This is a genomic window from Parafrankia sp. BMG5.11, assembly GCF_004337455.1.
This window is the reverse complement of the sequence record NZ_SJXI01000109.1, coordinates 1-21,350: the sequence shown is the minus strand read 5'-3', so window position 1 is coordinate 21,350 and position 21,350 is coordinate 1. Positions and strand designations below refer to the sequence as shown.

Genomic DNA, 21,350 nt, shown 5'->3' with positions numbered 1-21,350 from the left:
ACGAGGTACAGTTCAACCATCTGACAGTCTGTCGAAGGAGTGGGAGATGCCCGTCACGATCCCGGGCCTACAGTCGACGCCGACGACACACCCGGCACTGTTGGAGTGGGTCGCCACGATCGCCGACCTCACCCGGCCCGACCGGGTTCACTGGTGCGACGGCAGCGACGCCGAGTACGACCAGCTCTGCGCGGAGCTGGTCGACAAGGGCACGTTCCTCCGTCTCGCCGAGGACAAGCGGCCCGGCAGCTACTACGCCGCGAGCGACCCCAGCGACGTCGCCCGCGTCGAGGACCGCACCTTCATCTGCTCGAGGAGCCGGGACGACGCCGGTCCGACGAACAACTGGACCGACCCGGACGAGATGCGCATCACCCTGCGGGGCCTGTTCGCGGGTTGCATGCGGGGCCGCACCATGTACGTCGTCCCGTTCTGTATGGGACCGCTGGGCTCACCGATCTCCGCACTCGGCGTCGAGATCACCGACTCGGCCTACGTCGCGGTCTCGATGCATGTAATGACCCGAATGGGTAGACCGGCCCTCGACCAGCTCGGACAGGACGGCTTCTTCGTCCCCGCCGTGCACAGCGTCGGCGCACCGCGCCAGCCCGGGCAACCCGACGTCGCCTGGCCCTGCAACGCCACCAAGTACATCGTCCACTTCCCCGAGACACGAGAAATCTGGAGCTACGGCTCCGGCTACGGCGGCAACGCCCTGCTCGGCAAGAAGTGCTACGCGCTACGGATCGCCTCGGTGATGGCCCGCGACGACGGCTGGCTCGCCGAGCACATGCTGATCCTCAAGCTCACCGGACCCGACGGGAAAATCCATTACATCGCGGCCGGCTTTCCGAGCGCCTGCGGCAAAACCAACCTCGCCATGCTCGTCCCGACCATCCCCGGTTGGAAGGTCGAGACCATCGGGGATGACATCGCCTGGATGCGCTTCGGAGACGACGGGCGGCTCTACGCCGTCAACCCCGAGGCCGGCTTCTTCGGCGTCGCGCCGGGCACCGGCCGGACGACCAACCCCAACGCCATCGACACGATCCACAGCAACACGATCTTTACGAATGTCGCGCGCACCGATGACGGAGACGTGTGGTGGGAAGGGCTGACCGAGAACCCCCCGGCACATCTCATCGACTGGCAGGGCCGCGACTGGACACCGCAGTCCGCGACGCCGGCCGCGCATCCCAACGCCCGTTTCACCGCCCCCGCCAGCCAATGCCCGACGATCGCTGCGGAATGGGCCGACCCGGCGGGCGTTCCGATCTCCGCGCTCCTGTTCGGTGGCCGTCGGGCCACCGCCGTTCCGCTGGTCGTCGAGTCCATTTCCTGGCAGCATGGTGTCTTCCTCGGTGCCACCGTCTCCTCCGAGACTACCGCTGCGGCGGCCGGGGCTGTCGGTGAGCTGCGCCGCGACCCGTTCGCCATGCTCCCGTTCTGCGGCTACAACATGGGCGACTACTTCACTCACTGGCTTGCCGTCGGCAGCCGTGCCGAGGCGCGGCTGCCGCGCATTTACCACGTCAACTGGTTCCGCAAACACCCCGACACCGGCGCGTACCTGTGGCCCGGCTACGGCGAGAACAGCCGGGTCCTCGCCTGGATCATCGGCCGACTCAACGGGACCGCGCAGGGCCGTGTGACACCGCTCGGCGTGGTCCCCCCACCCGAAGCGCTCAACGTCGACGGCCTGGACGTGACCGGAGACGACCTCAACCTGCTCCTGTCCGTTGACTGTGCCGCCTGGGAACACGAAACCGACACGATCCGTCGATACTTCACCGACCTCGGCCCCCGCATGCCCGACGCTCTCTGGGTCGAACTCGCGGCCCTCGCCGACAGGCTGCGCTGACACCACGTCCCACCCCTCACTCCCCATGAGCCAACGGGTTCGGCCGCCGCCACAGCCTGACAGCAATGCCGCCGACCGACGCTTCGTCCACGCCTCTGCCCCCGGCGCGCCTAGCTGGCTGTGTCCTGTCGGCAGCATTGGTTTGGCCACGTCGTCTTCCATCGACGGCTGTTAGAGAGCTGAACTACGCCGCTCCAATCTGATGAAGTTGTAAGGTTATTGAGTCGTGTGACGAGCTGTCGGACGGGCGTCGTGCCTGACGGACGGCTGGTAGTTGGAGGTTGGAGGGAGAGGTCGTATGGCGACGCCGCTGTACCAGCTGAAGGCGGAGTTCTTCCGGACCCTTGGCCACCCGGCGCGTATCCGGGCGTTGGAGCTGCTCAGCGAACGAGAGTGGTCGGTGAGCGAGCTGGTGCCCGAGATCGGGTTGGAGGCGTCGCATCTGTCCCAGCAGCTCGGGGTGCTGCGCCGCGCCGGGCTGGTGACAACCCGCAAGCAGGGCACGACCGTGTTCTACGCGGTGGCGTCACCGGAGATCGTGACATTGCTGGCGGTGGCCCGCTCAATCCTAACCGGCGTGCTACATGAGCAGGCCGACCTGCTGCGTGACCTACTCGCCACCGAGCCCTGAACATTCCGGCGGAGTCAACGACCACAGCAGATCACGACCATCGAAACGATAATCTCATCTCAAGAGGATCAAGAGGCTTTCGGTCACGACCCAGCCAACAACCAGTGCTTGGAATGACCGTCCACTTCTCACAGACATCGCTACATTTCGCCACGTGGAGAGGACCTGCTCGGTGGTCGACACTCTGAGCCCCTCGCGCCTTCCCGGACTCCGCAGGTGCCACGATCTGCGTTCTCGCTGCGGGCCCGTTCCCAGCGGCGAGTCAGAATATTGCTGGGTCTCCTGGAAAAATCTGCCGTCGACGCTGAGCATGGGTGCTGACTGACATGGGCCGGTCTTTCCGCGGACATGAAGATGCGCCGCCCACGGATCTGAGTGCCCCCGACGAAGCCGCGGAGGAAAAGGTCCGAGATCTCATCACCCGGGGTAAGGAGAACGGTTTCGTCACTCCGGAGGACGTTGTCGCTGCGCTACTCGCAGCGGAGCTGCCGCCAGAGAGCAGCGACGTTGTCCTACGGCTGCTCGCGGAGGACGGCATCGAGGTCCTCGATGAGGTGGGCGGGGACGCTTCAGACATGCCCAGCCGGCGTCGTGAGGGAGAGGAACTCGCGCTTGCGACGCCCCTCTCGGACCCGGTACGGATGTATCTCAAGGCCATCGGCCGGGTGCGATTGCTGACCGCAGAGGAAGAGGTCGACCTAGCGAAGCGGATCGAGGCGGGTCTGTTCGCCTCCGAGAAGCTCGCCGCCGTCCGAAGGACCTCCCCGCGGCTGCGTCGGGACTTGGAGGCGATCGAGCAGGACGGTCAGATCGCCAAGCGCAAGCTGGTGGAGGCGAACCTGCGCCTCGTGGTGTCCATCGCCAAGCGGTACGTCGGCCGGGGCATGCTGTTGCTGGACCTGATCCAGGAGGGCAACCTGGGCCTGATCCGGGCGGTGGAGAAGTTCGACTACACCAAGGGATACAAGTTCTCCACCTACGCCACCTGGTGGATTCGGCAGGCTGTCACAAGGGCCATCGCGGACCAAGGGCGCACCATCCGGATTCCGGTGCACATGGTCGAGACAATCAACAAGATCACCCGGATCCAGCGACAGCTATTGCAGGATCTGGGCCGGGAGCCGTCGCCGGAAGAGATCGCCACACAGGTGGACCTCGCCCCGCACAGGGTGGAGGAAGCTCTCAAAGTCGGACAGACACCGCTCGCCCTGGAGACCCCGATCGGCGAGGAGCAGGACTCCCAGCTCGGAGACTTCATCGAGGACAACGACGCGATTGTGCCGTTCGAAGCGGCAAGTTTCGTCCTCCTGCAGGAGCAAATCGACTCGGTCCTACACACGCTGTCCGAGCGGGAGAAGAAGGTCATCCAACTCCGGTTCGGTCTGACTGACGGCCAGCCCAGGACGTTGGAGCAGGTAGGCCGGGAATTCGGGGTGACCCGGGAACGGATCCGGCAGATAGAATCAAGAACCCTGGCGAAGCTAAGCCACCCGGCGCGTTCACAACGACTACGCGACTACCTGGTATAGCCCCGCTTCAGGCGAGACCGTAGTCACGGGGTCTGACGTCCGACTAAGGGCGAGGGCCCGCGCTGGTAGCCGGCGTCATCGACTGATGGGACGAGGTGGACTCCATCCGCCATTGACGGTACCGGAATCCGCGGCGCGCTGCTGCGGTCCGAGGAAACAGCGCATGCCAGGCCCCATCGGGCCGGCGGTCAGACGGCGACGGTCAGGAGTCTGCCGGCACCTCCAGGAGTAACCACCCAGAGACACGGATCGAGGTCGGTTCGGTCTTCTCCGCGCCGGTGGCACCGTCTCGCATCCATGGAATCACGAATTGAAGACATATTCGTCTTATCATCTCCCTCCCGGAAGGGGTGGAGATCCACACCCTGACGTTGATCGGATTGTTCATGTACCCGACCAACCCCGCCCGTCCCAGCGCCCTGGTCTTGCCACGATGAGTACCGCCTCCCTGCGGTGGGTGGCGTCGCTTGGTCGGCTCCTGCCCGGCCGAGCCGATGCGCTGGCCGTGCGCCGTCAACCGGCCCGCGATCTGATCGCGGGGATGACCGTCGCGGTGGTCGCACTACCCCTCGCGCTGGGGTTCGGTGTCTCCTCCGGCCTGGGCGCAGCCGCAGGACTCGCGACCGCCATCGTCGCGGGCGCCGTCGCGGCTGTCTTCGGCGGATCGAACCTGCAGGTGTCCGGCCCCACCGGGGCCATGACCGTGGTCCTCGTACCGATCGTGCACCAGCATGGTCCGGGCGGCGTCCTGACCGTCGGTCTGCTCGCTGGAATGATCCTGCTCGCGCTCGCCGTCCTGCGCGTCGGCCGCGCGATGCGTTACGTACCGGCTCCTGTGGTGGAGGGATTCACCGCGGGCATTGCCGCGGTGATCTTCCTTCAGCAGGTTCCCGCCGCGTTGGGAGTACAGCCACAGGACCGGGACGCGGTGACCGCCGTGGCCTGGGGAGCCATCACCGACTTCGCCCACCGGCCGCAGTGGACCGCGCTCGCACTCGCCGCCGCGGTCGTGGCGTTCATGCTGGTCGGCGCCCGGCTGCGGCCCACGGTGCCGTTCTCACTGGTGGCCGTGGCCCTCACCTCGATCCTGGTCACGGCGAGTGGGTGGGACGTCGCCACCCTGGGTGCGCTACCCGCGACCCTGCCCAGTCCCTCGCTCGGGTTCCTCGACATCGCCGCCATCCCGACCCTCGCGACGGCGGCGGTCGCGGTGGCCGCACTTGCCGCCTTGGAAAGCCTGCTCTCCGCCAGCGTCGCGGATGCGATGACCTCCGGCGAGCAGCACGACCCCGACCGGGAGCTGTTCGGCCAGGGCCTGGCAAACCTCGTCGTTCCGCTGTTCGGTGGAGTGCCCGCCACCGGCGCGATCGCCCGCACGGCCGTCAACGTCCGGTCCGGGGCATCCTCGCGCCTCGCGGCCCTCACCCACGCGGTGGTTCTCGCCGGGATCATGCTCGTGGCGGCGCCCCTCGTCGCACGTATCCCGCTGGCCGCGCTCGCCGGTGTCCTCCTCGCCACGGCCATGCGAATGGTGGAGGTCGCCTCGCTGCGTGCCCTCGGCCGCGCATCACGCTCCGACGCGGTCGTCATGATGCTGACCGCGGGAGCGACCATCGCTCTCGACCTCGTCGTCGCCGTCCTGCTCGGCCTCGTCGTCGCCGGAGCTCTCGCGCTGCGGCAGATCGCCCGCAGCGCGCGCCTGGAAGAGGTACCCCTGACCGCGGCCGATCACTACGACGCCGACCAGGCTCTGCTCGCCGACCACGCGCTGCTCACCGAGCACATCGTTGTCTACCGCATCGATGGACCCATGTTCTTCGCCGCCGCCCACCGCTTCCTTCCCGAACTCACCGCCATCGCGGACGTCAAGGTCCTCATCCTCCGGCTTTCCAAGGTCAGCGCGATCGATGCCACCGGCGCGATCGTCCTACGCGACATCATCGACCGTCTCGAACACCGCGGCATCACGGTCTATGTCTCGGGCCTGCGGCCCGAACACACAAGGACCCTGATTGCCATCGGCCTGCTCGACCGGCTAGAAAGACAAGGGCACGTGTTCGACTCCGCCGCGGCGGCCATCCAAACTGCCCGGGACCATCTTCACCACACCGACGCTCTCGCGGAAAAAGGAGGAACCGTAAATGCAACTGCCGGGTTTGTTGCGCCGGCGGATGCCACGGTCCTGGCGGGTCCCGAGGCATGATCGGGTGATGGCTCGCCGTACTGAGTCCGGCACCGCGGCGGCCGGACCGCCGCCCTGCGCGCCGGGCTGGCCGGCCGGCCACCAGCGGCCGGCTGCTGGCAGGCCCGCGGCCTGGACAAGCGGCTGCCGGGGCTAGGCGTCGACCTGGCTGCCTTGCCAGATCATCGACGGCCGGTCAGCGTCCGGGAGATATCGGCGACTGCCAGGCGGATCGGCCGCCAGATCGTGCGGTTGATCCAGCGGCACGGCTGGACGACGAGGAGGCGGAATGCGGCCGCGACCGCTCGCCAGCACCAGGCGATGGGGATGACGACCAGGATGCGTAGCACCGTGCTGATGGCCCGGACCACCGGGGCGAGGATCGTCCGCCAGCACCAGGCGAGTGGCACGACGACGAGCACCCGCAGTGCCGCCCGGACGCCCCGGAGGGTGGCCCGGACGAGCGCGGCGCACGCCCGCCAGGCCGGAACCACCAGCGTTCGGACGAACCAGCCGAGCGGACGGGCTATCAGCTGCTCGAAAAGAAACCCCAGTCCCCGCGCGAGCAGGAGGACTGCCTGCCAGACCGGGGTCAACAGCCAGCGGAGGAACGACCCGACCGCGCGGACCACCGGAGCGACGAGCCGCCGCCACATCCAGGTCAGCGCTCGTCCGATTGGCTCGATGACCAGCAGCCACAGGCCGCGGGCGATCAGCCGGGCGAGCTCGTAGAGCAGCCGGCATGGCAGGACGACGACGGCGGCGACCGCCCGCGCCGGCCAGACGACGAGCACCCGGACCGGCCAGGGAACCTGACCTGGCGGCTGCGGCTGCGGCTGCGGCGCCCGTTGATATGGAGCAGGCCCACCCGGCACAGGCGGCCGCGGCGGGCCCTGAAACGGGACAGGTCCATCCGGCACAGGAGGCTGGGACACACGCTGGTACGGGGCGGGGGCACCCGGCGCGGGTGGGCGCGGCGGCTCTGCCCTCGGTGGGAGACCCGCTCCAGACATCCCGCACCTCCTACCGACCGGTAATCGCTTGACTGTATGCCCTATACCAGCAGGTTTGGTAGGACTTGTCGCAGCGTTCGCGTCGATCCGATTATCAGTTGCGTGATAGTAGGTGATTGTTTGGATCGCTCGCTGCCATCCGGTGGGATCGACCGCCAGTCGGTGGCTCAGAGTCGTCCCGGCGTCGTCCCCGGCACGGTCATCCGGACAACAAGACGAGCCCCGTCATCTTCGACCCGTTGCACGACCTGGGCGAGCCAACCGTCTCCGGTGTCCGGACGGCCCACCTGTACAACAGTTTCGTCACAGGCGGGTTGATCACCGATATAGCCGAGTCGCACCACCTGTCCGAGTGAAGTTGGCCCGTTCCTGTTCACCCCTGGGCGCTTCGGGATAACGGTCCCAGGGAGGAGTGCAGGTGCCGAGATTACAGCCGCCGTACACGGAGGAGTTCCGCCGGCAGATGGTGGAGCGGCGCTGACGCCCTTATGTTCGTCAAGCTGCTGGGGTGGTTGGCGGTGTCGGCAGGGCGTGGTAGATCTCTCGTGTGACGTAACGTTTCAAGCAGCGAACGATCTCGCGGGGAGGGCATCTCTATGGCGTTGTCAAGCGACTCTGGCCTGTGGGGTGCCAGAACTCGACTATCGGCGTTGACCTGGGGTTTTAGGCGGCTCGTTCGTATTCGTTGATCAGGCCGCCGAGGACGGGTCGGCGTTTGACGTTCCTTGCATGTCAGGGCGTAGAGAAAGGAACCCGCACGATGACCGACCAGCCTGCCCGATCCGGGCCCCGTCCGGCGGTCCTCGTCCGCATCCGGGACAGTGGAGCCTCCCAGGTCGCGCTGTTCGCCGCTGAGCCGCCCGCCGACCGCCCGACGCCCCAGGGCACGTCAACGACCCGAGCCCGCACGTGCCAGGTCCCGGACGCCACCGACCCGGGCGGACACGTCGACACCCATCCCACCCCGCGATCGGCCCTGGCGGCCGTGAACGTCCGATCCCCGCGCCGCGATGGCCCGGGGTGGGACGGCGAATCGGCCGCCGTCAGCCGATGAACACCGTTCTGGCCACGTCCCTACCGCATCTCAAGGCAGCAGGCGGCACGACGGTAACGGAACGTCACCATCGCCGAGACGATGCCTCAACCGCGGGTCCCGGCCCTCGCGCCCTGAGGCGACGCCCCATTCATGATCGTCCCCTGCACAAACCCGCCGAATGTGCACCCAAACCCCTATTGATCTTGATGAGATGATCTATGACTTTGCAAAATCGCAGGTCAGGGGCTATCCGTCTGGAGCCGGCGAGGGGACTCGAACCCCTAACCGCTCGACTACAAGACGGAACGCTACGTGTCGGAACATGCCGGAAGAGCCGCGCAGTGCCGCAAAATCCCAGGTCAGGACGTTTTCGCTGTCGGGTAGTGCCGGCGAGTGTCGCGGCGTGCCGGAGCATCCGCGCACACAATGCGCACCCATGCCGGCGGATCTCGGCCATCGCCTGAGCGACGCTAACGCCTCACCAGCTCACGCCACTAGATGCTTCTCCCGTAGCGCTATGTAGTCGGTTGCGGGACAGGCAAGTCCGATCCGTGCCGTGACCTGCGGCGTAGAAGCCCTGCGCCACCAGAGCAGCTGCTGGGCTCGCCGGCTGATCACGGGGTGCCGCGTCATCGACGTCGAGTAGGCCCCTCGACTCGGGAACTGCGACAAGCCGCCAGCGTCGCGTGGCGCGAGGAGGACGTCGAACCCCGCAACCACGAATTACCAGTCGTCTCACGCTGCCCGCCGGTGCCGGAACGACGTGGTTGGCATCGTCCGATGGCGTCAGCCGCCCTGCGAGACCCCCGCGCGCGTGCGGGGACGACCCGGTGCCCGCGTAGCACCACGCCGAGTTGATGGGAAGATTGTCGGCGACTCCTGAACACTGGCCCCCTGTGGCGCTGAGACAAACGACTGATCACTCATCGTCTGTGCTTGACCACGTCAGCTGCCTTTTCCCGGTTCGGGTGAGGTGATGCCCTGGCTGGCGCGGAGCATGGCCTGGTAGAGGGCGGCTTCCCCGGGTGGGTCGGGCAGAGGGCCGCGGGCGGGGGCCTGGAAGGACTGGATCATCAGGGCGACGAGACGGCGCCAGGCGTCGGGCGCGGCGTCGCCGGTGGCGTTGACGACGCCGGCGTTGGCCATGAGCAGGAGGACCAGGTCCCGGCTGGTGAAGTCCTCGCGTAGGTGCCCGCTGTCCTGGGCGCGGGCGATGAGTTCGAGGAAGCCGTTGTACGCCTCGGCGCGGCGGGCTTCGAGAGCTTTGGCGGTGGGGAAGGTCATGGTCAGGATGTCGGCGAAGCCGCGGTCGGCGGCCTGCATCGCGCAGACCGTCTCGATGAACCCCGCGAATCCGTCCCACGGATCGGGGTGGTCCAGGGCCGCGGCGACCGCGTCGACGTAGGTGTCCATCCGGTCGGCGAAGACGGCGGCGACCAGTTCCTCCTTGCTGGGGAAGCGGCGGAAGATGGTGGCGATCCCCACCCCCGCCTCGCGGGCCACCGAGGCCATGGAGGCGTTCAGGCCGTCGCGTCCGAACACCTTCCGCGCGGCGGCGATGATCCGAGCCCGGTTGCGCTCGGCGTCGCTGCGCAACGGCTGGGCGGCGGGCTCGGCGGTGCCGTCGGTGTGCTGGGCCCCGGGGTTCATGCTCCCAGCCTAGCGAATCGGAATGGCCTATCCGGTTCTCGTGCTACAGTGGTCGAGCAAACCGGATAGGGCCATCCGGATCGCCGATTCGGATAGCCCTATCCATATAGCCTCTCGAAAGGTTCACCATGCCCGCCATCGCCATCGTCGGGGCCGGCCCCCAGCTGGGTCTGGCCATCGCCCGCACCTTCGGCTCCCACGGCCTCGACGTCGCCCTGATCGCCCGCAACCGCGCCAAGCTCGACGAGCTCGTCGGCAAGCTCGGCGCTGAGGGCATCACCGCCGCCGCGTTCCCCGCCGACGTACTTGACCGTGACGGGCTCACCCAGGCGTTCAAGGACGCCGCCGCGCAGTTCGGCGGGATCGATGTCCTGGAGTACTCCCCGGTAGGGACGCTTGGCTCCACCATCCTGACCAGTCCGTCCGAGACCGACCCGTCCCATGTGCAGCACGAGATGGGGTTCCAGCTGTACGGGGCCATCACCGCCACAAAGGCGGTGCTGCCCGCGATGCGTGAGGCCGGCGCGGGCACCCTGCTCTACACCACCGGGGCCGGCTCGATCGACCCCGTTCCGATGATCGCCAATGTCAACGCCGCCGCCGCGGCACTGCGTAACTGGGTGATCAACCTCCACAAGGAACTGGCCGGTACCGGCATCCAGGCCGCCCACGTCGGCATCGACGTGTCGATCGGCACCGCCGTCATCCCCGGCGCGCCGGTGGCCCAGCCCGAGGAGATCTCCCCCGTCTACTGGGAGCTGCACACCACCCACCGCGACGCGGCCGAGCGCGTCTTCAGCCGCTGACACCGCACCGGCTGCCCTGATCCGCCCCTCGTCGAACCCTGATCGCGCCGCGGCGTGATCTCCAGAGAAGGTCCCGCCCGATGAACGTGTTCCTGTGGATCGCGCAGGGCCTGCTGGCTGCGACGTTCGCGGCCGCCGGCGTCCTGAAGTCCACCCGGTCCCGCGAGCAGCTCATTCCCCAGCTGCCGTGGGTGAGCGATGTGTCGACCCCGGTGGTGCGTCTGATCGGTGCCGTCGAGTTCGCCGGCGCCCTCGGCCTGATCCTCCCGGGTGCCTTCGACATCGCCACCGTGCTCACCCCGCTGGCCGCCACCGGCCTCGCGGTCATCATGGTCCTGGCCATGGGTCTCCACGCCCGTCGCAAGGAGCCGGCGGCCATCGCGTTCAACGCGGTGCTGCTCATCCTCACGGCGGTCGTCATGTGGGGCCGATTCGGACCCCACGCCCTTTGACCCGCTCCCGCGCCGGGGCTCCGCCCCCGCCACGCGCCCGCGTGCCCGGCTGGCTCAACGATCGGGCGCTGCTGATGCCGCTCTTCCACTTCTCTCCTGCAAAGGATGTCTGACATGCAGATCGCCGGCTCCGTGGCCCTCGTCACCGGCGCCAGCCGCGGGCTGGGCCGCCACTTCGCCGCCCAGCTCCTGCAACATGGCGTGGCCAAGGTGTACGCCACCGCGCGCCGTCCCGACAGCGTCGACGTACCGGGGGCGGAGGTGCTCTCCCTCGACATCACCGACCCGGCCTCCATCGCCGCCGCGGCCAAGGCCGCCGGCGACGTGACCCTGCTGGTCAACAACGCCGGCGTCGCGACGTTCACCAACCTGACGACCAGCGACATGGACATGATCCGGCTGGAGATGGACACCCACTACTACGGCCTGCTGAACATGATCCGCGCCTTCGCCCCGATTCTGAGGGCAGGTGGGGGTGGGGCGATCGTGAACGTGCTGTCGGCAGGCGCCTGGGCCCCCAGCGAACACACCAGCTCCTACTGCGCGGCCAAAGCGGCCGCCTGGAGCCTGACCAACAGCGTCCGCCTCGAACTCGCCTCTCAGAACACGCAGGTCACCGGGCTCATCCTCGGCCCGACGGACACCGACATGGGTGCGGGTGTGGAAATGGACAAGAACGACCCGGCCGACGTCGTGCGCGCCACCCTCGACGGCATCGAGGCCGGCCACGCCGAGGTCATCGCCGACGCCCTGTCCGCCCAGGCCAAGGCCAACCTCGCCCTCGACCCCGCCCAGGTCTACCAGCCCACGTCGGGCCCAGGCGAAGCAGTCAATCGCCTTCGCGGGCATCGGGATCGCGCAACGGGCCGCCGTCCGACGATCTCCCGCGCACCGTGAACGACTGGCTTCGCGCTGCGGGGCTCCAGAACCCCGATTTGGGCGGTGACCTGTGCGTTTGCCTGCCGGACGGGGTCCGTGTCGGGCAGGCTGGACGGTCATGGTGTGGTCGCTGCTCCACGCCCTGACACGCAACGCTCTCGGACTGATGCTGCTCCACGTGCGCGGCGACACGGCAAAGGACGTGGAGCTCCTCGTCCTGCGACATCAGGTGGCGGTGCTGCGACGGCAGGTCCACCGTCCGACGCTGGAACCGGCGGATCGGCTGATCCTCGCAGCCCTGTCCCGGCTGCTGCCCCGGTCCAGCTGGGGTTCGTTCTTCGTCACCCCGGCCACCGTGCTGCGCTGGCACCGTGACCTCCTCGCACGCAAACGGACCTACCCGCGGAAGTCGCCCGGTCGGCCGCCGGTCCGCCGGGAGATCCGCGAGCTGGTCCTGCGCCTCGCACGGGAGAACCCGACCTGGGGCCACCGCAGGATCCAGGGAGAACTCGCCGGGCTGGGCTACCCGGTCGGAGTCGCCACCGTCTGGCGGATCCCGCACCGCGCCGGCATCGACCCCGCACCCCGCCGGGCCGACACCTCCTGGCGCACCTTCCTACGCACCCAAACCTCCGGCCTGCTGGCCTGCGACTTCTTCACGGTGGACACCGCGTCCCTGCAACGGATCTACGTGTTCTTCGTCGTCGACCACGCCACCCGCCACGTCCATGTTCTCGGGGTCACCAAGCATCCAACCGCGGCCTGGGTCACCCAGCAGGCACGAAACCTGCTGATGAATCTCGAGGAGCACCGCCACCGGTTCCAGTTCCTCATCCGTGACCGCGACGCGAAGTTCACGGCTTCCGTCGACGCTGCCTTTGCCGGAGCCGATATCGACGTGGTGCGCACACCCCCGCAAGCCCCGCAGGCGAACGCGATCGCGGAACGCTGGGCCGGCACCGCCCGCCGCGAATGCACCGACAGACTACTGGTCCTCTCCGAACGGCACCTGACCTCGGTCCTCACCAGCTACGCGGAGCATTTCAACACCCACCGCCCCCACCGCTCCCTCGGCCAGCACCCACCCGACCCGCCACCCGCAGTCGCCCCAACCCCGGGGTCCACCGTCCGTCGCACACGCATCCTCGACGGGCTGATCAACGAATACCGCAACGCCGCCTGACACCTCCCGGGGAAGACCGGATCAAACCGCAACAGGCCAGATCACAGGCCGAATCGGGATTCTGGAGCCCCACAGGGTCGGCCGACGAGCTGGCCTGCTTCGAAGACGGCGCCGGCGCAGACGAGGGCGACGAGGCAGGGTGCGTTGACCGCCCGCCAGCGGGTTTGGGCGGCAGTCGAACCCGTCGGCGTTGGAGTTGTGGAGCACGTCGCGGTCCCAGGCCTCTGAGGCGAACGTCATCTCCGTGATCTTCGTCGGGCTCATGCCCTGCGCGGACAGCGGGATCGGCTGCGCCCGCTGCCAGGTCACCGGCGACCCCGACGATCGCCGCACGATCCGCGGTCACGGCACTAGAACAGTTGTCCGATGTCCTGGCGGACGATCGTGGCCATGCTGTGTTCGGCCAGGGCGGCGATTGTCATGGACGGGTTGCAGGCGCCGGTGGAGCCTGGGATCCGTGCGCCGTCGAGTACGTAGAGGCCGCGGTGACCGAGGATCCGGCCGTACTGGTCGACGGCGGGTCCCATGGGAACTCCGCCCAGCGGGTGCCAGGTTGAGGGCGACGTCTCGTCGGTGTCGGTCATCGTTCCACCGCCCGCCGCGGCCAGCCGTTGCATGCGGGCGGCGATCAGCTGTTGCAGTGTGGCTTCGGCGGAATCGGGCCAGGTCAGCGTGGCGTCGTCCTTGTTCGGGTCGTAGGCCCAGCTGCCGGCTGCCTGAACGATCCCGAAGCCGACGACGGTCATCATCTTGACTCCGGGGAGCTGCACGGGCGATCCGGCATGGATAAGGGTGAACGGGATCGGGCTGAGCGGGTCGCGGCCACCCACGCAGGCCGGGCCGCCCTGCTGGGTTCCGATGTCGCCGTTCATTCCGGTCCAGGCATAGATGCGGTCCCCGTTGTTGCCCCACTGGGTGCCGACGGCGTCGGGCAGATCCGGTACGAGCTTCTTGGCACGTGCCTTGACCAGGAGCCGTGTCGTGCCGGCGGAGCCGGCGTTGAGGAACACCGCGTCCGCGACGATCCGTTTCCTCTCCTGGACGGCGCCGGCGGTATCGATCCGGTCGACGGCCAGCACCCAGCGCCTGTTCGGGTCGAGTGAGATGTCGCGGACGACGTGCAGCGGCTCCACCCGCACCCGGCCGGTCCCCTCCGCAGCGGCCAGGTAGGTAACGTCAATTGAGTGCTTGCCGCCGTTGTTGACTCCGAACGCCAGGTCGCTGGTGGTGTAGGTCGGCTGGTTCTCGCCCTTGAGCTCACCCCGGACGAAGCTCCAGTCGACGGGCAGGGGAACCCGGAACGGCTGCAGGCCCGCGTCCGGTGCGGTCGCCTGGAACAGCCGGGACGAGCGGTAGGGGTCGGTGTTCAGGATGTCGTCGGGGATCGTGGAGATCCCCAGCATGCTGGCGACGGTCGGGTAGGCCCACTGGTTCAGCTCGTCGTAGAGGCCGGCCGCCGCCGGCATGGAAACGGCGAAGTTCTCTCTGGTCGGCTGCAGTGTCATGCCGTGGTAGGTCAGCGAGCCGCCGCCGACTCCGGCCCCGCAGTTGATGTCCATCCCGGTCCCCGTCACGGTCTCGATCACCCCGGTGAACGGCTCCCAGGTCTTGTCGACACCCCGGATCGGACTGTGGTCCGTCAGCCAGGAGGAGCGGTTGTCTATGGTGCTGAAACGGCAGAACGTCGTCGCGTTGGGCCCGGTCGGCCAGCGGATGCCGCGTTCCAGGACCAGCGTCGGGACCCCGGCCTGGGCCAGCCTCAGCGCGGTCACGCCCCCGCCGAAGCCGGTGCCGACGACGACGGCACGTTCCCGCGTCTCGATCACGGAGGCCCCTGCGGCGGTGGCGGTCTGCCCCCGTGTGCCGTCGGCGCGGGCCATCAGGCCGCCGGCCGCGGTCGCACCGAGCGCGGCTGTACCGAAAGCGGCCGCTCCGAACATCTTCCGGCGGGTGAGCCCCGAGGCGGTGTTCTTGCTGGTGGAAGCGTTCTCGGACATCGTGACTCCAATGCAATCCGCTGTGGTGCATGCCGAGGTAAAAGTCTGCGAACAAGAACCCCTGAGGCGACGATCCGCTCGAGTTCGGCGCGCGACGCTGGTGTCCAGCGTTCTAAGGCGCACCCGTTGACGTTGTGGACCGGCCGCAGCCCGGGATCGGCGCACCGCTCACTGGCCAGCGTCGTCGACGGGGGAATGCGCACCCCAGGGTGAGGCCGGGCGAGCCGCAGGGTTCGCGTGGTGACTGGACTGCTCCGCACGAGCAGCATGCTCGCCGGCCAAGCTTGCGCCGTCTTGAGCGTTGGTTGCGGGTTTCCTGGGGGCGCCGGCTGTGGGCAGCTCAATGTGGACGGACGTCCCATGCTTCGGTGACGTGTTGAAGATGATCTTCCCGTCGTGGGCTGCGACGATCGCCGCTACGATCGGCAGGCCGAGTCCCGAGCCGGGACGGGGGCGGCTGGCGTCAGCTCGCCAGAACCGGTCGAACGCCCGTTCGGCATCCTTGGGGCGCATCCCCGGCCCGGTGTCGCTCACGTCAAGAAGCGCCGTGCCACCGGCCTCGTCCAGCCGCAGCGACACCGAGGTGGTGGACGGTGTGTGTATGAGGGCGTTCTGTAGGAGGTTGGCGACCACTTGGCGTAGCGCCGCCTCCTCCCCGCGGACGACGACCGGGCCGCACACACGGCACTGCAGGTCGCGGGACGGATATCGCTCAGACGCTTCGCGTTCGACGTCGCGAACCACCGTGGCGAGGTCGACGTGGCCGTGCTGGCCGAATCCGCTTTCGTCCAGCCGGGCGAGGAGCAGCAGGTCCTCCACGAGATCTGCCATACGGCGGCCCTCCCGCCCGATCCGGTGCATCGTCTCGTCGAGGTCAGCGCCCCCGCGCAGGTGTCCGTGGCCCCACAGCTCGGCGAGGCCGCGGATCACGGAGACGGGCGTGCGCAGTTCGTGCGAGGCGTCGGCGACGAAGCGCTGGAGTCGATCCTGGGTTCCCTGCTGCTCGTCCAACATGACGTTGAAGGCGCGAGCCAGATGACCGGCTTCCGATCGGGACGACCCCAGCGCGTCCACCCGCCGCGACCGCTCGCCCGCAGAGATCGCGTCGGCGACCTGTGCCACGCGGGTGATGGGGCGCAGGCCCAGCCGCTCCACCCAGTAGCCGGCGGCCACCAGCACGATCAGCACGCACGCGCCGACGGCGAACACCACCGAGCGAATCCGCCCGGTCGTGGCTTCCACTCGTGCCAACGACTGGGCTAGGAGCACATCCCGGTGACCCGTCCCGACGACGAAGACCGCTCGCCACCGTTGTGATCCGGATGTCGAGGCCACGGTTACCGCGCGCGGCGAGGTCGATGGCCGCGGTCCCGCGGCCGGTGCCATAGGCGCCTGCCCTGCGGCGCCGGTCGGCGCGAGTATCACCGTGCGGCGGTTCCCCGACAACACGGCCAGGTAGGTGTAGTTCAGACCGTTCTGAACGTTCCGGATAGCTGAGGCGGCACCGGGTGGAGCGCCCGCCGACCCGACAGGCGCGGAACGGTCGGGTAGCGGTCCCGCCACGTCGAGAGACACTGCCGCGGCGCGCGCCGCGCCGGTGAGCTGCTCGTCGATCTGGGCGACCTGGGCGGTCCACACGGACTGGATCAGCAGGTAGCCGGCAAGCCCGAGAACCCCGAGCACCACCCCGCCGGCCACCGCCAGCCGCAGTCTGAGCGTCACGGCACGTCATTCCTCGCTGAGGCGGTAGCCCACGCCACGCACGGTGTGGATGAGCCGCGGGGGCACCGTGTCAACCTTCCTTCGTAGCGAGGAAATGAACGTCTCCACGACCGTGGACTCACCATCGAAGCCGTAATCCCACACGTGGTCGAGAATCTGCCCCCGGGTCACCACCCGACCGGCGTTCCGCAGCAGAAACCGCAGCAGCTTGTACTCGGTCGGCGACAGCGCAATGGGTCGGCTCCCGATGGTGACCCGGTGAGCATCCTCGTGGACGCTTAGCTCACCGCATGTCAATAAGGATGGCTCCGCGCCCACACCGCGGCGGCGCAGGATCGCCCGGGTCCGGGCGACCAACTCCTCGGCACTGAACGGCTTGGGTAGGTAGTCATCGCCGCCGAGCGTGAGACCCCGCACCCGGTCCTCGAGGCTCCCGCGGGCTGACAGGAATATGACTGGCACGTCCACCCGGGCTGCGCGCATCCTCTCGCAGACTTCGAAACCATCAAGGTCGGGCAACATCACATCCATCACGACAAGGCTGATCGAGGTGTCGCCGCCGACGAGGCGTAGCGCATCGCGCCCGGTAGACACCTCGATCACCTCGAAGTCCGCCAGCCGCAGCGCCATGGCGACGACGTACGAGACGTTCTCCTCGTCTTCGACCACCACCACACGAGCATGCGCCATTCAGAAGACCTCGGTGTTTTCCGTGATCAGGGTCCGGTTGGAGCGGAAGACGGGGAATTTATCCGGCCGCTGTCGGCGGGTGGTGTGTTCAGGCGGGTGCATGTTCGTGGGTGGTATCGAGGGGGTCCGGTCCATCGTCGAGGAGGTGGCGTAGTTTCTCGCCTTCGACGTCGAGGTTGGGCAGGATCCGGTCAAGCCAGCGGGGTAGCCACCAGGCGGCACGGCCGAGCAGGGCCATCACCGCCGGGATGATGGTCATGCGCACGACCACCGCGTCGAAGAGCACGGCGACGCCGAGAGCGAAGCCGATGGACTTGACGATCGACTCGGGCGACAGGATGAACCCGGAGAAGACACTGATCATGATGAAGGCCGCGGCGGTGACGACCCGGGCCCCGTGACCGAACCCGGTGATCATGGCCTGGCGCGGGGTGCTGCCGTGCGAGTATTCCTCGCGCATCCGCGTGACGAGGAAGACCTGGTAGTCCATGGCGAGACCGAACACGATGCCGACCAGGATGATGGGCAGAAGGCTGATGATCGGCCCGGTCTGCTTGATGCCGAAGACGTCGGCGAGCCAGCCCCATTGGAACACCGTTACGACCGCGCCGAATGTGGCCGCGATGCTGAGCAGGAAGCCGAGGGTGGCTGTCACCGGCACGAGCAGGGACCGGAACACCAGCAGGAGCAGGACGAACGCCAGGCCGACCACGACGATCAGATAGGGCACGAGCGCGTCGCCGAGCTTCTTGGAGACGTCGATGTTGATGGCGGTCAGACCGGTGACACCGATGCTGGCGCCAGGCACCGTGCCGTCGATCTCCCGGATGGAGTGGACCAGTTCCTCGGTCGCGGCGGCGCTCGGTTCGCTTGTCGGGATGACGGTCAACAGCGCGGTGTCGCCCGCCGGATTGATGACCGCCGGGGTGACCGTGGCGACGTCGCGGAGGCCATGGATCGCCTGTGTCACCTGGTCCGCCGCCGCCTGCGCCGACCCGGCGCCCGCGTCGACGGTGACGGTCAGCGGCGCGTTGAAGCCAGGACCGAACGCGCCGGCCAGCAGGTCGTAGGCCTTGCGTTGGGTGGTGTCGGGTGCAGCGGCGCCGTCATCAGGCATGCCAAGTCGCAGGTCCAAGGCTGGGATCGCGATGACACCAAGGGTGATGACTCCGATGAGCAGCGCCACGACCGGGCGGCGGGCGATCGCCCCGGCCCGCCTCGCGCCGATGTTGGGCCCCGGCGTGGCACGGTCCGCCTCCAGGTCGCGGGCATGCAGCCCACGAGGCTTCCGGGAGATCCGCCGGCCGGCGAAGCCCAGCAGCGCCGGCAGCAGGGTCAGCGCGATGACCACGGCGACGGCCACGGTGAACGCGGCGGCCAACCCCATCTGGGTGATGAACGGAATGCCCGCGACCACCAGCGCCGCGAGCGCGATCACGACGGTCAGGCCGGCGAACACCACCGCGGAACCAGCGGTGCCGACCGCCAGACCGGCTGCCTCTTCCCGGTCGCGGCCGGCGGCGAGCTCGTGCCGGTACCGGGAGACGATGAACAGCGCGTAGTCGATACCCACCGCCAGGCCGATCATCAGGGCGAGTGTCGGCGTGGTCGACGACAGGTTCACGAACCCGCTCATCGTACTGATCGCGCCGATGCCGATCGCGATGCCGAGGATCGCGGTCAGCAGCGGCAGGCCGGCCGCCACCAGCGAGCCGAACGTGATGAACAGGACTACAGCGGCGACAGCGATCCCGACGACTTCGCCCGCGCCCTGCTCCGGCTTGACCCGCACCGCATCGCCGCCGACCTCGACGGTCAGGCCCTGGGCGCGAGCCTCGTCCACGACGGCGGTGAGCGCGTCGCGGGCCTGATCGGTGAGGTCCGCCGACGGCACCTGGTAGGTCGCGCTCGCGAAGGCCACGGTGCCGGCGGCGTTGACCGCGCCGGACTGGAACGGGTCGCTGACCGAGGCGACCTGTGGCACCTCCTTCAACTGCGCGATCGCCTGCTCGACCTCCGCCCGCACAGCACTGAGCTGCTGACCGTCCGACGCGGCGAACACGACCCGCGCCGTGGCGCCATCGGCGGACGCCTGCGGGAAACGCTCGTTGAGGAGGTCGATCGCCTGCTGCGACGGCGTACCCGGGATGCGGAACGTGTCGGAGGTCGACTCGGACAGGGTGGCGGCGCCGGCCAGCGCGGCGGCGAGGACCGCCACCCACACGGCGGTGACCAGCCACCGCCGGCGGAACGCGAACCGGCCAAGCCGATAGAGGAACGAGGCCATGTAGGGGCTCCTGTTCGAAGGTGCATGGGATCGCCCGGCCACAGGCGGCCGACGGCCACGGGCGTGGCGACCGGGTCCCGCTGGTTCCAGCGGTGCCGGATGACACCCGAGACGCTAGCCGTCCAGCAAGTGAAATGCTAGCTGATCGTAAAGTGCATCACTTGTCGAACGGCCAGGATCTTGCTTTACGAACGACTGGTTGATGTCCTAGCATCGACGAGTCGAGCGCTAGCTGGCCGGCAGGTTGCTAGCTTGTCAATCGGCAAGCTAGTCTGTGAGTCCGTAAGGATTCAGCGAGGAGTAACCGTGACCCCCGCCGCACTGAATGCACCCGGCGTGACCGACACCCGAGGGCGCATCATCGACACGGCGGTCCGCCTGTTCACCAGGCACAGCTACGCGGGCACCTCGCTGCAGATGATCGCGGACGAACTGAGCGTCACCAAGGCGGCCCTCTACTATCACTTCCACACCCGCGAGGAGCTACTCACCGCGGTAGTCGAGCCGGTGCTCGGACCATTGCGCACCATCATCGAGGCCGCCGAGGCGCAACGCACCCCCCACGCCCGCGCGGAGCACCTGCTCACCGGCTACGCCGCCCTCGCCGTGCGCAACCGCGCCGTGATCTCCGTGTTGGCCGCCGACCCCGGCGTGACCGACGTGCTACTCACCCAGCGCGACCTCGGCGACCTGATCAGCCGCCAGGTCCGTCTTCTCGCCGATGTCGACCGCGGTCCCAGCGGGCAGATCAAGGCCGCTATCGTGCTGGGCGGAATCGCCGTCGCGGTCGCACCGAGACTGATCGACCTGGACGACGATGTCCTGCTCCAGCACCTCGTCGAGGCGGGCCGCCGCACGCTGGGGCTACGCACGCCACGGCGGGCCACCCACAACGCGGCCCCCGGCCAGACCGGACCTTCCTGAGAGGGTGTTCTGTGCGGTTTCGCCGGGTTTCCGGTTGAGTTGATATCTGGTACGCGGGGTCGATCGTATTGCGTTCGGGGGCTGATGCGTTCTACTGGGTGTGGCCAGACGGCAGCCGCGCGGTCGCCTCAGGTAACCATCAGGTGTCGTCGCGGCGCGAGGACGTTGGCGTCCCGGTTCCGGCTGAGCCCCCGGGCGCGGGACGGCTAGTCTGCCCGGGGTCCTCGCCGAGGAGGGTGAGGAGTAGCTCGCGGAGCGAGCTAAGGCCGTCGGGGCTGAGCCGGGTAGACCATTCCTGCTCGACCGCCAACGCGGTGGCGCGCATCGCGCGTAGTGCCGCCAAGCCGTGGGCGGTGAGCCGGACAATTTTGGCCCGACCGTCGTGGGGGTCGGCGGCCCGCTCGACGTAGCCTGTGGGGCTCCAGAACCCCGATTTGGGCGGTGACCTGCACGTTTGCCTGCCGGACTGGGCCTGTGTCGGGCAGGCTGGATGGTCATGGTGTGGTCG

General features: G+C 68.3%; 17 protein-coding genes. 10 read left to right on the top strand and 7 right to left on the bottom strand.

All coding sequences use genetic code 11. The features are described 5' to 3' along the window. Positions 1-46: 46 nt before the first annotated feature. From E0504_RS44740 to E0504_RS44725, 4 genes are all read left to right on the top strand, one after another. Positions 47-1,861 (top strand): phosphoenolpyruvate carboxykinase (GTP), encoded by a 1,815-nt coding sequence (locus tag E0504_RS44740; RefSeq protein ID WP_112107079.1) that lies wholly within the window; start codon positions 47-49, stop codon positions 1,859-1,861. Positions 1,862-2,159: 298 nt separating this feature from the next. Next, positions 2,160-2,492 carry a helix-turn-helix transcriptional regulator gene (locus tag E0504_RS44735; protein WP_020461889.1) on the top strand — a complete coding sequence of 111 codons (333 nt, stop codon included), beginning with the start codon at positions 2,160-2,162 and terminating at the stop codon, positions 2,490-2,492. A gap of 326 nt (positions 2,493-2,818) precedes the next feature. After that, positions 2,819-4,021: an RNA polymerase sigma factor RpoD gene (rpoD, locus tag E0504_RS44730; protein WP_131627534.1), complete on the top strand. Its 1,203-nt coding sequence runs from the start codon at positions 2,819-2,821 to the stop codon at positions 4,019-4,021. Positions 4,022-4,454: 433 nt separating this feature from the next. Then, entirely contained in the window at positions 4,455-6,224 is a 1,770-nt protein-coding gene (locus E0504_RS44725) for a SulP family inorganic anion transporter (protein ID WP_112107080.1), read from the top strand. 161 nt (positions 6,225-6,385) lie between these two features. Here E0504_RS44725 and E0504_RS44720 read toward each other — a convergent pair whose 3' ends face one another. Beyond that, positions 6,386-6,997 (bottom strand): hypothetical protein, encoded by a 612-nt coding sequence (locus E0504_RS44720; RefSeq protein ID WP_112107081.1) that lies wholly within the window; start codon positions 6,995-6,997, stop codon positions 6,386-6,388. Between the two features lie 979 nt (positions 6,998-7,976). On the opposite strand from E0504_RS44720, the gene E0504_RS44710 reads away from it, so the two are divergent. Next, entirely contained in the window at positions 7,977-8,270 is a 294-nt protein-coding gene (locus E0504_RS44710) for a hypothetical protein (RefSeq protein ID WP_112107082.1), read from the top strand. Between the two features lie 927 nt (positions 8,271-9,197). Here E0504_RS44710 and E0504_RS44705 read toward each other — a convergent pair. Continuing rightward, positions 9,198-9,902: a TetR/AcrR family transcriptional regulator gene (locus E0504_RS44705; RefSeq protein WP_112107083.1), complete on the bottom strand. Its 705-nt coding sequence runs from the start codon at positions 9,900-9,902 to the stop codon at positions 9,198-9,200. 128 nt (positions 9,903-10,030) lie between these two features. Between E0504_RS44705 and E0504_RS44700 the strand changes: the two genes are divergently transcribed. The 4 genes from E0504_RS44700 to E0504_RS44685 all read left to right on the top strand — a co-directional run bounded on the left by E0504_RS44700 (position 10,031) and on the right by E0504_RS44685 (position 13,222). Continuing rightward, entirely contained in the window at positions 10,031-10,708 is a 678-nt protein-coding gene (locus tag E0504_RS44700) for an SDR family NAD(P)-dependent oxidoreductase (RefSeq protein WP_112107084.1), read from the top strand. An 80-nt stretch (positions 10,709-10,788) separates the two neighbouring features. Beyond that, on the top strand, positions 10,789-11,160 hold the full coding sequence (locus E0504_RS44695; protein ID WP_112107085.1) for a DoxX family protein: 372 nt from the start codon (positions 10,789-10,791) through the stop codon (positions 11,158-11,160). 114 nt (positions 11,161-11,274) lie between these two features. Then, a complete protein-coding gene (locus E0504_RS44690; protein WP_112107086.1) occupies positions 11,275-12,057 on the top strand; it encodes an SDR family oxidoreductase in 783 nt (260 codons plus the stop codon). Between the two features lie 58 nt (positions 12,058-12,115). Then, the gene (locus tag E0504_RS44685; protein WP_165938831.1) at positions 12,116-13,222 is read left to right on the top strand and encodes an integrase core domain-containing protein; all 1,107 of its coding nucleotides are present in this window, start codon (positions 12,116-12,118) and stop codon (positions 13,220-13,222) included. Between the two features lie 350 nt (positions 13,223-13,572). Here E0504_RS44685 and E0504_RS44675 read toward each other — a convergent pair whose 3' ends face one another. The 4 genes from E0504_RS44675 to E0504_RS44660 form a co-directional block, all read right to left on the bottom strand. Further along, a complete protein-coding gene (locus tag E0504_RS44675; RefSeq protein WP_131627530.1) occupies positions 13,573-15,219 on the bottom strand; it encodes a GMC oxidoreductase in 1,647 nt (548 codons plus the stop codon). 168 nt (positions 15,220-15,387) lie between these two features. Beyond that, positions 15,388-16,941 carry a HAMP domain-containing sensor histidine kinase gene (locus E0504_RS44670; protein WP_112106890.1) on the bottom strand — a complete coding sequence of 518 codons (1,554 nt, stop codon included), beginning with the start codon at positions 16,939-16,941 and terminating at the stop codon, positions 15,388-15,390. Positions 16,942-16,947: 6 nt separating this feature from the next. After that, the gene (locus tag E0504_RS44665) at positions 16,948-17,631 is read right to left on the bottom strand and encodes a response regulator transcription factor (protein ID WP_112106889.1); all 684 of its coding nucleotides are present in this window, start codon (positions 17,629-17,631) and stop codon (positions 16,948-16,950) included. 88 nt (positions 17,632-17,719) lie between these two features. Beyond that, positions 17,720-19,918, bottom strand: coding sequence for an MMPL family transporter (locus tag E0504_RS44660; protein ID WP_112106888.1), 2,199 nt, complete (start codon positions 19,916-19,918; stop codon positions 17,720-17,722). A 306-nt stretch (positions 19,919-20,224) separates the two neighbouring features. On the opposite strand from E0504_RS44660, the gene E0504_RS44655 reads away from it, so the two are divergent. Further along, positions 20,225-20,842: a TetR/AcrR family transcriptional regulator gene (locus E0504_RS44655; RefSeq protein ID WP_112106887.1), complete on the top strand. Its 618-nt coding sequence runs from the start codon at positions 20,225-20,227 to the stop codon at positions 20,840-20,842. A 139-nt stretch (positions 20,843-20,981) separates the two neighbouring features. On the opposite strand, the gene E0504_RS51660 is transcribed toward E0504_RS44655, so the two are convergent. Then, positions 20,982-21,350: MarR family winged helix-turn-helix transcriptional regulator (locus tag E0504_RS51660; RefSeq protein WP_207974701.1), on the bottom strand; the 369-nt coding region annotated here is incomplete at its 5' end.